The organism is Pseudomonas pudica, assembly GCF_015680405.1.
Lineage (GTDB): Bacteria > Pseudomonadota > Gammaproteobacteria > Pseudomonadales > Pseudomonadaceae > Aquipseudomonas > Aquipseudomonas pudica.
The window spans coordinates 23507-36655 of sequence record NZ_JADLJS010000047.1 but is presented as its reverse complement, the minus strand read 5'-3'; the positions used below and the strand labels follow the sequence as shown (position 1 = coordinate 36655).

At 62.6% G+C, this 13149-nt stretch carries 12 protein-coding genes and 1 tRNA gene; 10 read left to right on the top strand and 3 right to left on the bottom strand.

The window, feature by feature from the left end; all coding sequences use genetic code 11:
* Nucleotides 1-104 precede the first annotated feature (104 nt).
* Nucleotides 105-1766 carry an OFA family MFS transporter gene (locus tag IRZ77_RS22955; RefSeq protein WP_015268635.1) on the bottom strand — a complete coding sequence of 554 codons (1662 nt, stop codon included), beginning with the start codon at nucleotides 1764-1766 and terminating at the stop codon, nucleotides 105-107.
* 387 nt (nucleotides 1767-2153) lie between these two features.
* On the opposite strand from IRZ77_RS22955, the gene IRZ77_RS22950 reads away from it, so the two are divergent.
* From IRZ77_RS22950 to IRZ77_RS22935, 4 genes are all read left to right on the top strand, one after another.
* Entirely contained in the window at nucleotides 2154-4400 is a 2247-nt protein-coding gene (locus IRZ77_RS22950; protein WP_196174482.1) for an AsmA family protein, read from the top strand.
* Complete coding sequence (gene mutY / locus IRZ77_RS22945; RefSeq protein ID WP_013970490.1) at nucleotides 4397-5464, top strand: A/G-specific adenine glycosylase; 1068 nt, start codon at nucleotides 4397-4399, stop codon at nucleotides 5462-5464. The genes IRZ77_RS22950 and mutY overlap by 4 nt, the downstream gene beginning before the upstream one ends.
* Nucleotides 5461-5733: an oxidative damage protection protein gene (locus IRZ77_RS22940; RefSeq protein WP_003257478.1), complete on the top strand. Its 273-nt coding sequence runs from the start codon at nucleotides 5461-5463 to the stop codon at nucleotides 5731-5733. Before mutY ends, IRZ77_RS22940 begins: the two co-directional genes overlap by 4 nt.
* 90 nt (nucleotides 5734-5823) lie before the next feature.
* A tRNA-Phe gene (locus IRZ77_RS22935) sits at nucleotides 5824-5899 on the top strand.
* Nucleotides 5900-6039: 140 nt separating this feature from the next.
* Here the strand turns inward: IRZ77_RS22935 and IRZ77_RS22930 are convergent.
* Nucleotides 6040-6246 (bottom strand): hypothetical protein, encoded by a 207-nt coding sequence (locus IRZ77_RS22930; RefSeq protein WP_046614501.1) that lies wholly within the window; start codon nucleotides 6244-6246, stop codon nucleotides 6040-6042.
* Nucleotides 6247-6438: 192 nt separating this feature from the next.
* Here IRZ77_RS22930 and ppk2 point away from each other — a divergent pair, with 192 nt between their 5' ends.
* Both ppk2 and IRZ77_RS22920 read left to right on the top strand, forming a co-directional pair.
* Nucleotides 6439-7419: a polyphosphate kinase 2 gene (ppk2, locus tag IRZ77_RS22925; protein ID WP_046614502.1), complete on the top strand. Its 981-nt coding sequence runs from the start codon at nucleotides 6439-6441 to the stop codon at nucleotides 7417-7419.
* 59 nt (nucleotides 7420-7478) lie between these two features.
* Nucleotides 7479-7922 (top strand): hypothetical protein, encoded by a 444-nt coding sequence (locus IRZ77_RS22920; protein ID WP_013970488.1) that lies wholly within the window; start codon nucleotides 7479-7481, stop codon nucleotides 7920-7922.
* Between the two features lie 119 nt (nucleotides 7923-8041).
* On the opposite strand, the gene gabP is transcribed toward IRZ77_RS22920, so the two are convergent.
* A complete protein-coding gene (gene gabP, locus IRZ77_RS22915) occupies nucleotides 8042-9427 on the bottom strand; it encodes a GABA permease (protein WP_046614503.1) in 1386 nt (461 codons plus the stop codon).
* A 664-nt stretch (nucleotides 9428-10091) separates the two neighbouring features.
* Between gabP and IRZ77_RS22910 the strand changes: the two genes are divergently transcribed.
* The 4 genes from IRZ77_RS22910 to IRZ77_RS22895 are packed head-to-tail and all read left to right on the top strand — an operon-like array spanning nucleotide 10092 to nucleotide 13065.
* A complete protein-coding gene (locus IRZ77_RS22910; RefSeq protein WP_003257472.1) occupies nucleotides 10092-10865 on the top strand; it encodes an ABC transporter ATP-binding protein in 774 nt (257 codons plus the stop codon).
* Between the two features lie 11 nt (nucleotides 10866-10876).
* The gene (locus IRZ77_RS22905; protein ID WP_108481436.1) at nucleotides 10877-11629 is read left to right on the top strand and encodes an ABC transporter substrate-binding protein; all 753 of its coding nucleotides are present in this window, start codon (nucleotides 10877-10879) and stop codon (nucleotides 11627-11629) included.
* A gap of 54 nt (nucleotides 11630-11683) precedes the next feature.
* A complete protein-coding gene (locus tag IRZ77_RS22900) occupies nucleotides 11684-12376 on the top strand; it encodes an ABC transporter permease (RefSeq protein ID WP_025337363.1) in 693 nt (230 codons plus the stop codon).
* Nucleotides 12376-13065: an ABC transporter permease gene (locus IRZ77_RS22895; protein WP_153671282.1), complete on the top strand. Its 690-nt coding sequence runs from the start codon at nucleotides 12376-12378 to the stop codon at nucleotides 13063-13065. The genes IRZ77_RS22900 and IRZ77_RS22895 overlap by 1 nt, the downstream gene beginning before the upstream one ends.
* The last annotated feature ends 84 nt before the right edge of the window (nucleotides 13066-13149 follow it).

The following is a 13149-nucleotide window of genomic DNA, read 5'->3' as shown; positions in this document are numbered from 1 at the left end:
CACTTGGACCGCGCTGCCCTCAAGGCCTGCGCAGTACCTGTGGGAGCTGGCTTGCCGGCGATAGGGCCGGTACAGCCAGCGAAGTCAGCCGGTTTTACCACTGATCAATGGAACAGCACAGCCGTCTTCTGCAGGGTAATCCAAACGCCCCAGGCCAACGGCACGACCACCACTGCCCAGGCCAGCAGCACCAGTGGCAGGCTACCCGGCGCCGCCTTCCACTCCAGCGAGCGCGCCCCGTCGGCGCCCTTGTCATGGCTCAACGCCCGCTCGGCAGCCAGTTCGGCATCGCTCATGAAATGCTTGTCGGCCACCGGCCGCACCAGCATGTTGCAGACGAAGCCCAGCACCAACAGGCCGGCGAGGATGTACAAGGTCATGTCATAGGCAGCTGCACGCTCCACCCCTGCCGCCAACTGGTACTCGCGCAGGTAGGTGATAAGCACCGGCCCCAGAACCCCCGCCGCTGCCCAGGCAGTCAGCAGGCGGCCATGAATGGCGCCGACCATCTGCGTGCCGAACAGGTCGGCCAGGTAGGCCGGTACCGTGGCAAACCCACCACCGTACATCGACAGGATGATGCAGAACGCCGCCACGAACAGCGCCACGTTACCCAGGTGCCCCATGTTCGGCACCAGGCTGTACAAGCCCACGCCCAAGGCAAAGAAGGCGAAATAGGTGTTCTTGCGGCCAATGTAGTCCGAGAACGACGCCCAGAAGAACCGCCCGCCGATGTTGAACAGGCTCAGCAGGCCGGTGAAGCCGGCGGCGATCGCCGCAATCTGCGCCAGCTGGGCGCTGTTCAGCTCACTGAAGCTCAGCCCGTTGCCCAGCAGCTTGCCGGCGAACACTTCCTGCAACAAGGGCGAAGCCATGCCGAGGATGCCGATACCGGCCGACACGTTCAGGCACAGCACCAGCCAGATCAGCGCGAACTGCGGGGTCTTCCAGGCCACGCTGACGTGTACGTGGCGGTCGGTGACCATGGTATTGCCAGCTTTCTTCACTGGGGCGCTCCAGCCTTCTGGCTTCCAGCCGGTGGGCGGTACGCGATACGCCAGGGCACCGGCGGTCATGAACACGAAGTAGATCGCCGCCATGACGACGAAGCTCTGCCACACGCCCACTTCCTGCGCATTGCCGAAATGGCCCATCAGCGCGGTGGCCAGCGGTGCACCGACCATGGCCCCGCCACCGAAGCCCATGATCGCCATGCCGGTGGCCATGCCGCGCTTGTCCGGGAACCACTTGATCAGGGTCGAAACCGGCGAGATGTAGCCCAGGCCCAGGCCGATACCACCGATTACGCCGGAACCCAGCCACATCAGCCACAGCTGGTGGGTTTTCACGCCAATCGCTGAAATCAGCATGCCGCCGCACCAGCACAGTGCCGACACCAGGCCGGCCTTGCGCGGGCCCGCGTGCTCCAGCCAACCACCCAGCACGGCCGCCGAGCAACCGAGGAAGACGAAGAACAGGGTGTAGATCCAGCTCAGCATGGAAATCGGCCAATCGCATTCGGCGCTGAACATACGGGCCATGAAGCCCATGTCCGCTGCGCAGGCAACTGGAGCGGTGATGCCAAGGGCTTGCGACAGCGGCAGCCAGAACACCGAGAAGCCATAGGCCATGCCGATGCACAGATGTATGGCCAGGGCGGCCGGCGGGACCAGCCAGCGGTTGAAGCCCGGACGGGCGATGATGCGCTCCTTCGACAGGAAGCCTGGCGCACTGGCCAAGGTCCCCGCCGCGACGGTACTGCTCATGGATCAGATCCTTCTTATAGGGAGGGTGCAGGCAAAGCGGCGCAAGGGTAGCAGCATCAAGCAGCGTGAAAGCAATCTGATATCGTTAATTTTTGCTCGGCTGAAACGGTCATGTTGCCTGTACCGGCCCTATCGCCGGCAAGCCAACTCCCACAAGTACCCCACCTACCTCGGGAACAGCGCGATCCCTGTGGAAGCTGGCTTGCCGGCGATAGGGCCAGTTCAGGCCGCACGTTCGGAACTGACAAAATCATGGCTGTCGAAAGCCGTACCATCTGATGCACGCATAGGAAATGTCTCGTATCTCTGGTCGAATACGCAGGGGCAACCACTGCGGCGCTATACTCTGGCGCCTGAATTTCAAAAACGGACTACAAGGACTCGCCCATGAAAGCGTTCGGCAAAATCCTGGGACTTGGGCTTCTCGGGTTGCTGCTGATCATCGTGGCGCTGGGCTTCGCCCTGACCCACCTCTTCGATCCCAACGACTACAAAGACGAGATTCGCCAGCTGGCACGTGACAAGGCTCACGTCGAGCTGACCCTCAACGGGGACATCGGCTGGAGCCTGTTCCCGTGGCTGGGCCTGGAGTTGCACGAAGCGAGCATTGCCACCTTGAACAAACCCAAGGAGCCGTTCGCCGACCTGCAGATGCTCGGCCTGTCGGTGCGTGTGCTGCCACTGCTGCGCCGCGAAGTGCAAATGAGCGACGTGCGCGTCGAGGGCCTGAACCTGACCCTGGCCCGTGACGAACAGGGCCATGGCAACTGGGAAGACATCGGCAAGCCATTGTCCGCGCAGAACGGCACCAGCGCCGATACGCAGGCCAGTGCACCGGCCCAGGCACCAGCTGAACAGGCGTCGGCACCGGTCGCCAGCAACGAACGCGCCGTCAAGCTGGACATCGACAGCCTGACCGTGAACAACGCACGCGTGCAGTACACCGATGCGAAGACCGGCCAGAGCTACAGCGCCGAAAGTATCCAGCTGAGCACCGGCCCGGTCCACGAAGGGGCGAACATTCCGCTCAAGGCCAGCGCCTTCCTAAGTGCCAGCCAGCCGAACATCAAGGCCCGCACCGAACTGGCCGGCGAGCTGCGCTTCGACCGCAAGCTCAAGCGCTACAACTTCGAAGACATGCGCCTGTCGGGCGAAACCTCGGGCGAGCCCACCGGCGGCAAGACCGTGACCTTCGCTGCCCAAGGCCAGGTGCTGGTCGACCTGGCCGCCAATGTCGCCTCGTGGAACGGCCTGAAAGTCTCGGCCAACCAGCTGCGCGCCCTGGGCGAACTGAACCTGCGTGACCTGGACAAGGCGCCACAGCTTAGCGGTGGCCTGTCCATCGCCCAGTTCGACCTGCGCACCTTCCTCGACAGCATCGGCCGCCCGCTGCCTGCCACCAACGACCCGGCGGCCTTCGCCAAGCTGGAACTGGTCACCCGCCTGCAGGGCACGCCGAACAGCCTGGCCCTGGAAGACCTGGCGGTGAAGCTGGATGACAGCACATTCAGTGGCCGCGTGGCCGTCGAAGACTTCGCCAAACAGGCCCTGCGCCTGCAGCTCAAGGGCGACACCTTCAACGCCGACCGCTACCTGCCGGCCAAGAGTGAAGAGGCCAAGGGCGCCACTGCCGCGCGCCAGGCCGAGGTCAAGCAACAGGAAGCCAGCGCGGTCGCCGGCCCTGGCACCACGCCGCTTCCCAACGCCCCGACCCAGGTCGCCTGGAGCGACGACAAGCTGCTGCCGGTCGACCGCCTGCGCGCCCTGGACTTGCAGGCCGACCTGGCCTTCGGCTCGCTGACCCTGGACAAACTGCCGATCGAAGAGGCCCAGCTCAAGGCCACCGGCCAGGGCGGCCTGCTGACCCTGCAAACCCTGCGCGGTGAACTGTACAACGGCACCTTCGAGGCCAAGGGCACCGTCGACGTGCGCCCTGCCGTGCCGCAACTGGGCGTCAACACCAGCATCCAGCGGGTGCCGGTGGAACACTTCATCAAGACCGAGGGCAAGGAACAGACGCCACCGGTCAAAGGCCTGCTGACCCTGGCCAGCGACCTGACCGCCACCGGCAACAGCCAGAAGGCCCTGGTCGACACCCTCAACGGCAACGCCAACTTCGTCATCAACGACGGCGTGCTGGTCAATGCCAACCTGGAACAGCAGCTGTGCAAGGCCATCGCCACGCTGAACCGCAAATCGCTCACCGGCGAGCCACGCGGCAAGGACACCCCGTTCCAGGAACTGCGCGGCAGCCTGGTGGTGCGCAATGGCGTTGCCAACAACCCGGACCTCAAGGCGCGCATTCCGGGCTTGACCGTCAATGGCCATGGTGACCTCGACCTGCGTGTACTGGGCATGGACTACAACGTTGGCGTGGTCGTCGAAGGCGACCAGCGCGCCATGCCGGACCCGGCCTGCCAGGTCAACGAACGCTATGTGGGTGTCGAAATACCGCTGCGCTGCCGCGGCCCGCTTGAGCTGGGCGCCAAAGCCTGTCGCCTGGACCAGGACGGCCTGGGCAAGGTTGCCGCCAAGCTGGCCGGCAACCGCCTGCAGGACAAGATCGATGAAAAACTCGGAGACAAAGTGAGCCCTGAATTGAAAGACGCGCTCAAGGGGCTGTTCAAGCGATGAGCCCCGAGCAGTTCTCCAGCGCTGTGCTGGATTGGTATGACGAACACGGCCGGCACGACCTGCCCTGGCAACAGGGCATCAACCCATACCGGGTGTGGGTGTCGGAAATCATGTTGCAGCAGACCCAGGTCAGCACCGTGCTCAACTACTTCGACCGCTTCATGCAGGCCCTGCCGACCGTGCAGGCCCTGGCCGAGGCGCCGGAGGACGAGGTGCTGCACCTGTGGACGGGCCTGGGCTACTACACCCGGGCACGCAACCTGCAAAAGGCAGCGAAGATCGTGGTCGAACAGCATGGCGGCGAATTCCCGCGCAGTGTCGAGCAGCTCACCGAGCTGCCTGGCATCGGCCGCTCCACCGCCGGTGCCATCGCCAGCATCAGCATGGGCATCCGCGCACCGATCCTCGACGGCAACGTCAAGCGCGTGCTGGCCCGCTACACCGCCCAGGCTGGCTACCCCGGCGAGCCCAAGGTGGCCAACCAGCTGTGGGCCACGGCCGAACGCTTTACCCCGCAGCAGCGAGCCAACCACTACACTCAGGCGATGATGGACATGGGCGCCACGCTGTGCACTCGCAGCAAGCCCAGTTGCCTGATCTGCCCGCTGCAGCGAGGCTGCGAAGCGCACCTGCACGGTGAGGAAACCCGCTACCCCGAGCCCAAGCCGCGCAAGGCACTGCCGCAACGCCGCACACTGATGCCGCTGCTGGCCAACCACGAAGGCGCCATCCTGCTTTACCGCCGCCCGTCCAGCGGCCTGTGGGGTGGTTTGTGGAGCCTGCCGGAACTGGACGACATCGCCCAGCTCGACGACTTGGCCTACCAACACGGCCTTCGCCTGGCTGACAGCCGCGCCATGGACGGCCTGACCCATACCTTCAGCCACTTCCAGCTGGCGATCGAGCCCTGGCTGGTGCGCGTCGACCCGGTCGGCCAGCACGTGGCCGAGGCCGACTGGCTCTGGTATAACCTCGCCACCCCGCCGCGCCTGGGCCTCGCCGCCCCGGTGAAAAAGCTGCTCAAACGCGCGGCCGACGAACTGATTGCAGGAGACGCCCGATGACCCGCACCGTGATGTGCCGCAAGTACAAAGAAGAACTGCCAGGCCTGGAACGCCCGCCCTACCCCGGCGCCAAGGGCCAGGACATCTTCGAACACATCTCGCAGAAAGCGTGGGCCGACTGGCAGAAGCACCAGACCATGCTGATCAACGAAAAACGCCTGAACATGATGAACGCCGAGGACCGCAAATTCCTCCAGGGCGAGATGGACAAGTTTTTTGCCGGCGAAGAATACGCCCAGGCGGAAGGCTACGTTCCACCCTCGGAATGACCCCACGGAACGTAAGCGACGGAATTAATTTAAAATTTTTTCAAAAAGTCGTTGACGAGCGGTCTGAAAGTCTATTTAATTCACCTCGTCGCCCAGATAGCTCAGTCGGTAGAGCAGAGGATTGAAAATCCTCGTGTCGGCGGTTCGACTCCGTCTCTGGGCACCACCTTCAAGCTTCTGGTGGTTGCAAAGTTACCCGAAGCGACAACAAGAAACCCGCCTAGTGCGGGTTTTTTGTTGTCTGTGGTTTTTGTCCTCCAGGAAAGCCCCCGCCTCATCAAGGGGGGGCCGCACTACAAAAAACGCTTAACCCTCATACTCACTCTGCGTCATCTGCCCCAAGTAGGAGACGCTCAACAAATGCAGCGTCTGGCCCGGGACCGAATCGGCGATTTTCTTGATGTCCGCCGCGGTCACCCGATAGCTGTCAGCAGGCAGAGTTCCCGAGCGGTAACCCACCTCCTCGCCGTCTTCGTCATAGCTGATGAAGTTGAGATAAAAGTAGTGCTTCATGTGTAACCTCCAGTTCAAGTGCCCCACACCGTGCGAGGCTTACGCAGCCTATTTGGCGCTTGCAGCCCACAACAGGTGGAACCGATGACACGGTGGCGCCAGGCCATTAGCCATTGACCCGCATCAACGAGGCAGCCGCCAACTCTCGATAGCATGGAGCATGGACATCCGACCCGACCCGCAAGGACCTCCATGAGCGAAGAATCCCCCCTCCTGCTCCCCGCTCCCAGCGAGCCCGCCATCACCACAGCCCGCATGCGCCGCCCACGCCAGCGCAAGCCGGAGCCGACGATCACCAGCATCAGCCAGCAACCTGCAGCACTGGAAGTCGCCACCGCCCCTAAGGGCAGCAACGAAGACAGCACCTCGGCCCGCCTGCCGGCCAGCTACCCCTACCGCACCCGCATGCGTCGCCAGGACTACGAAAAGGCCAAGCACGCACTGCAGATCGAGTTGCTGAAGGTACAGAGCTGGGTTAAGGCAACTGGCCAGCGCGTGGTGATCCTGTTCGAAGGGCGCGATGCCGCAGGCAAGGGCGGCACCATCAAGCGCTTCATGGAGCACCTCAACCCTCGCGGTGCGCGCATCGTTGCCCTGGAAAAGCCTTCCGAGCAGGAAAAAGGCCAGTGGTACTTCCAGCGCTACATCCAGCACCTGCCCACAGCGGGCGAAATGGTGTTCTTCGACCGCTCCTGGTACAACCGCGCCGGGGTCGAAAAGGTGATGGATTTCTGCTCGCCGCTGCAATACCTGGAATTCATGCGCCAGGCCCCGGAGCTGGAGCGGATGTTGTGCAACAGCGGCATCCTGCTGTTCAAGTACTGGTTCTCGGTGAACCGCGAAGAGCAGCTGCGCCGCTTCATCTCGCGCCGGGACGACCCACTGAAGCACTGGAAGCTGTCACCCATCGATATCAAGTCGCTGGACAAGTGGGACGACTACACCGCTGCCAAGGAGGCGATGTTCTTCCATACCGATACTGCCGATGCGCCATGGACCGTGATCAAGTCCGATGACAAGAAGCGTGCGCGGATCAACTGCATCCGGCACTTCCTGCATTCGCTGGATTACCCGGGCAAGGACCACAGCGTGGCGCATGCACCGGATGCGCTGCTGGTCGGGCGCGCATCGCGAGGTTTCGAGGAAGATGAGGCAGAGCCGCAGGCCAGTTGAATCGGCGTGCCTGCTGCGCTTCAATACGCGCAATTTCCGCCCCACCAAGGATTCACCCCATGGCCACCCCCACCAAGCAACAGAAACGCGCCAAGCGCGCCGCCAGCAAGGCCAAGCAGAACCGCATGGTACGCAGCGGCCAGGCAGTCAAGGCCAGCGCCGGCGACAGCGCCAGCATCGAGCAGGTGTATAACAAGGCCATGGAATCGGGCAGCTACGACCCACTGTTCAAGAAGATGAAGGAAGCCCAGGAAGGCGGCCTGGTGCCGATGATTTCGGTGTTTCTGGTAGACCCGCTGCTGGCCCTGGTGCTCAAGGGGCACAAGGAAGAACACGCCACCGACTACATCGTGCTGGTGTTCAATGCCTACCGCAAATGGCTGGACGGGGCCGACGAAGAGGCCACCATGGCCTGGCTGGAGAGCGATGAGTTCCAGGCAGCTTATGTGGCGGCTTCTGAACTGGTTGCCAAGCAGCAACAGCAGCAGAAGCAGTTTGGTTGACAAGGCCATGTGACCTGCCCCGGCCCATTCGCGGGTAAACCCGCGAAGAGGCCAGTACAGGCAACAAAAAAGGCCGCGCCCTTCACAGGACGCGGCCTTTTCATTTCAGCTAGCGCAGATCAGTTATCCAGCGCCACCCGCCCGGCAGCTTCACGCTTGCGGTGCACCAGCAAGCCAGCCGCCACCACACCAATGCTCAGCAGTGCGGTCGCGATGATTTCGGCGCGGTGGTCCTCACGCAGCGCCATTACCACCAGAATGGCGATGATAAAGGCAATGGTCGCCCAGGTCAGGCCCGGGAACAGCCACATCTTGAAGGTGATCTTCTCGCCGCGGGCTTCACGCTGGGCACGCATGCGCAACTGCGACACGGCGATCACCAGGTACACCAGCAGCGCAATGGCACCAGAGCTGGCCAGCAGGAACTCGAATACCTGGGCCGGGGCCACGAAGTTGGCGAACACACAGAGGAACGCAGCAGCAGTGGACAGCATAACCGCCACATGCGGGGTAGCCGACTTGGTGGTGCGCTGGGCAATGGCCGGGGCGTCACCACGCTTGCTCAGCGAGAACAGCATGCGCGACGAGGTGTACAGCGCCGAGTTCAGGCAGCTGGTCACGGCGATCAGCACGACGATATCGACGATCAGTTTGGCATTCGGCACGCCGATGCGGCTCAGCACGGTCTGGTAGGAACCGGTCTCGGCCAGGGCCGGGTCGTTCCACGGCACCAGTGCCACAACCAGGAAGATCGACACCAGGTAGAACAGGCAGATACGCCAGATCACCGAGTTGGTGGCGCGGCTGATCTGCTTGCCCGGGTCCTTCGACTCGGCAGCGGCGATGGTAACGATTTCGGTACCCATGAACGAGAACATGGTGGTCAGCATGGCTGCTAGCACCGCGCCCAGGCCGTTAGGCATGAAGCCCTGGGTGTCGAACAGGTGGCTGGCACCGCTTACCTGGCTGCTCGGCACGAAGCCGAACAAGGCAGCACACCCCACAGCGATGAAGCCGATGATCGCCAGCACCTTGAGCAGGGCGAACCAGAACTCGAACTCGCCGTAGTTCTTCACGCTGCACAGGTTGGTCAGGGTCAGCGCCAGGGTGATGACCAGGGAGAACGCCCACAGGTCGACCGCAGGGAACCAGGCATGCAGGATGGCCGCGGCGGCGTTGGCCTCCAGCGGAATTACCAGTACCCAGAACCACCAGTACAGCCAGCCAATGGTGAAACCGGCCCAACGCCCGATGGCGCGGTCGGCATATGTCGAGAACGAACCTGTGTCAGGCGAGGCGACCGCCATTTCGCCCAACATGCGCATCACCAGCACGACCAGCGTACCGGCGGCAGCGTAAGCCAGCAGCACGGCCGGGCCGGCAGCAGCGATGGCGTGGCCGGAGCCAACGAACAGGCCGGCACCGATGACGCCAGCGATGGACAGCATGGTCACATGCCGTTGTTTGAGCCCCTGAGCGAGGTCATTGGAATTGTTACCGCTCATTAAAACTACCTTTGTAAGGAGTGGACCACTCCGACTGCGGTTACGGAGCGCGCCTGGGGTTGACCTGGGCGTCGCTGCAATCGGCGGTTTCCTACTGGCAATAAGCGCGCCATGTGCTGAATGCATTCGTCAGAAAAGTCTGCGAGCCTTTTGGTATGCGGTTTGGAGGGCTTTCGGCCAATGGCTGACCGAAAGGCCGCCAAATCATCGGATTACTGAAATACTCACTTACAAACGCACCAAAGGTGCTCCCCGGTAACACCCGTGCACCACTGCAATGCCAAAAAGTGCAACCTGCAGGTACAACCTCGGCACCTGACCGCCCCCGTTCGCGGGCATACTCACTCACACAGGTCAGGCGCAACCATTTGGGCATTTTAAAGAACCTGTGGGAGCGGGCATGCCCGCGAAAGGTCTAAAACCGCTTCCATGAGCGGGCCAAAGCTGGCACCATCGCGCCTTTTTTCATCAAGGCTCTGGTGCTGGGCGATGCCTTCGCGGACATCCGCGCGACGTTGCGCTGCAACGATGCGACAAACTGCCCCACCAGCGCCCCGAGTCCCCAGCGACCCTGTTGGCCGTGATAATGCCGCTATGCTAGCGTGGCGCACGCCAGGAAGGCCGCCAACAGCTGGGAACGCACCCGTACACATGAGGACCGCACATGGCTCAGGCCACGCCCGCGCTGGAAATCCGCAATCTGCACAAACGCTACGGCGAGCAGGAAATTCTCAAGGGCATTTCGCTGACCGCGCGCGACGGTGACGTGATCTCCATCCTGGGGTCGTCCGGCTCCGGCAAGTCCACCCTGCTGCGCTGCATCAACCTGCTCGAAAACCCGCACCAGGGCGAAATCCTGGTCGCCGGTGAAGCCCTCAAGCTCAAGGCCGCTAAGAACGGCGACCTGGTCGCCGCGGACAACCGCCAGATCAACCGCCTGCGCAGCGAGATCGGCTTCGTCTTCCAGAACTTCAATCTGTGGCCGCACATGTCGATCCTCGACAACATCATCGAGGCGCCACGCCGCGTGCTCGGCCAGAGCAAGGCCGAGGCCATCGAAGCCGCCGAAGCCCTGCTGAACAAGGTGGGCATCTACGACAAGCGCCACAGCTACCCCGCCCAGCTTTCCGGTGGCCAGCAACAGCGCGCCGCCATTGCCCGTACCCTGGCCATGAAGCCCAAGGTCATCCTGTTCGACGAGCCAACTTCGGCGCTCGACCCGGAAATGGTCCAGGAAGTGCTAAACGTTATCCGCGCATTGGCCGAAGAAGGCCGTACCATGCTGCTGGTGACGCACGAGATGAGCTTTGCCCGCCATGTGTCCAGTGAAGTCGTCTTCCTGCACCAGGGCCTGGTCGAAGAGCAGGGATCGCCGCAGCAGGTCTTCGAAAACCCGACCTCGGCGCGTTGCAAGCAATTCATGTCCAGCCACCGCTAACGGAGCAATACATGCACACTTACAAGAAATTCCTCCTGGCAGCTGCTGCCACGCTGGTGATGTCGGCCAACGCCCTGGCCGCAGAAAAACTGCGCATGGGTATCGAAGCCGCCTACCCACCGTTCAACAACAAGGATGCCAGCGGTAACGTGGTCGGCTTCGACAAAGACATCGGTGACGCCCTGTGCGCCAAGATGAAAGTCGAGTGCTCGGTCGTCACCTCCGACTGGGACGGCATCATCCCGGCCCTGAACGCCAAGAAGTTCGACTTCCTGGTTTCGTCGCTGTCGATCACCGACGAGCGCAAGCAGGCCGTGGACTTCACCGATCCGTACTACTCCAACAAGCTGCAGTTCATCGCGCCGAAAAACGTCGACTTCAAGACCGACAAGGCCTCGCTCAAGGGCAAGGTGATCGGTACCCAGCGCGCCACCCTGGCTGGCACCTATCTTGAAGACAATTTCCCGGGTGTAGACGTCAAGCTCTACGACACTCAGGAAAACGCCTACCTTGACCTCGTTGCCGGCCGCATCGACGGCATCCTGGCCGACAAGTACGTGCAGTACGAGTGGCTGAAGAGCAAAGACGGCTCGAACTTCGAGTTCAAGGGCGAGCCGGTGATGGACAGCGACAAGATCGGCATTGCCGTGCGCAAGGGTGACACCAAACTGCGCGACGACCTGAACAAGGCCCTGGCAGAAATCAAGGCCGACGGCACGTACAAGAAGATCAACGACAAGTACTTCCCGTTCAGCATCGAATGATCCGCCCCGACCGGCGCGCCCTTGCGGCGCGCCAGTCCCTAGAATGACCTGCCCATGAATATCGACCTGCACGGATTCGGTCCGGCCATGATGGCCGGCACCCTGATGACCGTAAAACTGGCGCTTTGCGCCTTGCTGCTGGGCCTGGTCCTGGGCCTGCTCGGCGCCCTGGCCAAGACTTCCTCGATCAAGCCGCTGCAATGGCTTGGTGGCTTCTATTCGACCCTGGTTCGCGGCGTACCCGAACTGCTGTGGGTACTGCTTATCTATTTCGGCACCGTCGGCTTGATGAACGCCCTCGGTGAAGCCCTGAACATGCCGGGCCTGGAGCTCAGCGCCTTCGCTGCGGGTGTGATCGCCCTGGGCTTGTGCTTCGGGGCCTACGCCACCGAAGTGTTCCGTGGCGCCATCCTGGCGATCCCCAAGGGCCACCGTGAAGCCGGCCTGGCGCTTGGCTTGTCCAAAGGCCGCATCCTGTCGCGGATCATCCTGCCTCAGATGTGGCGCATCGCCCTGCCCGGCCTTGGCAACCTGTTCATGATCCTGATGAAGGACACCGCGCTGGTATCGGTAATCGGCCTGGAAGAAATCATGCGCCACGCACAAATCGGCGTGACCGTGACCAAAGAGCCGTTCACCTTCTACATGGTCGCGGCCTGCATCTACCTGAGCCTGACAATCATTGCCATGACCGGCATGCACTTCATGGAAAAACGCGCCGCTCGCGGCTTTGCGAGGGCCGAATAATGAATTGGGAAGTCATCATCAAATGGCTGCCACGCCTGGCCCAGGGTGCGACCCTGACCCTGGAGCTGGTGGCCATCGCGGTGGTTGCCGGGTTGATCCTGGCCATTCCGCTGGGCATCGCCCGTTCCTCGCGCCACTGGTATGTGCGCGCGGTGCCGTTCAGCTACATCTTCTTCTTCCGTGGCACGCCGCTGCTGGTGCAACTGTTCCTGGTCTACTACGGCCTGGCGCAGTTCGACGCGGTGCGTACGAGTTCGCTGTGGCCGTACCTGCGCGACCCGTTCTGGTGCACCGTGCTGACCATGACCCTGCACACTGCTGCCTACATCGCCGAGATCCTGCGCGGCGCGCTGCAGTCGATCCCCAAGGGTGAGATCGAGGCGGCGCGGGCGCTGGGCATGTCGCGGGGCAAGACGCTGTTCTACATCATGCTGCCACGCGCCGCGCGCATCGGCCTGCCGGCGTACAGCAACGAAGTGATCCTGATGCTCAAGGCCAGCGCCCTGGCCAGTACCGTGACCCTGCTGGAATTGACCGGCATGGCCCGTACCATCATCGCCCGCACCTACCTGCCAGTAGAGATCTTCTTTGCCGCCGGGGTGTTCTACCTGGTGATCTCGTTCGTGCTGGTGCAGGGCTTCAAGCTGCTGGAGCGTTGGTTGCGCGTGGATGCCTGCCAGGGCCGCTGAGACCACTTAGCCTTCTTCGCGGGTAAACCCGCTCCCACAGGGACCCCACAGCCCTCAAGCTGTGCACTATACCTGTGGGAGCGG

What these genes read in the sequence shown, in the direction of transcription:
- IRZ77_RS22955 (WP_015268635.1), bottom strand. Translation starts at nt 1,766, where the DNA reads ATGAGCAGTACCGTCGCGGCGGGGACCTTGGCCAGTGCGCCAGGCTTC.
- IRZ77_RS22950 (WP_196174482.1), top strand. Translation starts at nt 2,154, where the DNA reads ATGAAAGCGTTCGGCAAAATCCTGGGACTTGGGCTTCTCGGGTTGCTG.
- mutY (WP_013970490.1), top strand. Translation starts at nt 4,397, where the DNA reads ATGAGCCCCGAGCAGTTCTCCAGCGCTGTGCTGGATTGGTATGACGAA.
- IRZ77_RS22940 (WP_003257478.1), top strand. Translation starts at nt 5,461, where the DNA reads ATGACCCGCACCGTGATGTGCCGCAAGTACAAAGAAGAACTGCCAGGC.
- IRZ77_RS22930 (WP_046614501.1), bottom strand. Translation starts at nt 6,246, where the DNA reads ATGAAGCACTACTTTTATCTCAACTTCATCAGCTATGACGAAGACGGC.
- ppk2 (WP_046614502.1), top strand. Translation starts at nt 6,439, where the DNA reads ATGAGCGAAGAATCCCCCCTCCTGCTCCCCGCTCCCAGCGAGCCCGCC.
- IRZ77_RS22920 (WP_013970488.1), top strand. Translation starts at nt 7,479, where the DNA reads ATGGCCACCCCCACCAAGCAACAGAAACGCGCCAAGCGCGCCGCCAGC.
- gabP (WP_046614503.1), bottom strand. Translation starts at nt 9,427, where the DNA reads ATGAGCGGTAACAATTCCAATGACCTCGCTCAGGGGCTCAAACAACGG.
- IRZ77_RS22910 (WP_003257472.1), top strand. Translation starts at nt 10,092, where the DNA reads ATGGCTCAGGCCACGCCCGCGCTGGAAATCCGCAATCTGCACAAACGC.
- IRZ77_RS22905 (WP_108481436.1), top strand. Translation starts at nt 10,877, where the DNA reads ATGCACACTTACAAGAAATTCCTCCTGGCAGCTGCTGCCACGCTGGTG.
- IRZ77_RS22900 (WP_025337363.1), top strand. Translation starts at nt 11,684, where the DNA reads ATGAATATCGACCTGCACGGATTCGGTCCGGCCATGATGGCCGGCACC.
- IRZ77_RS22895 (WP_153671282.1), top strand. Translation starts at nt 12,376, where the DNA reads ATGAATTGGGAAGTCATCATCAAATGGCTGCCACGCCTGGCCCAGGGT.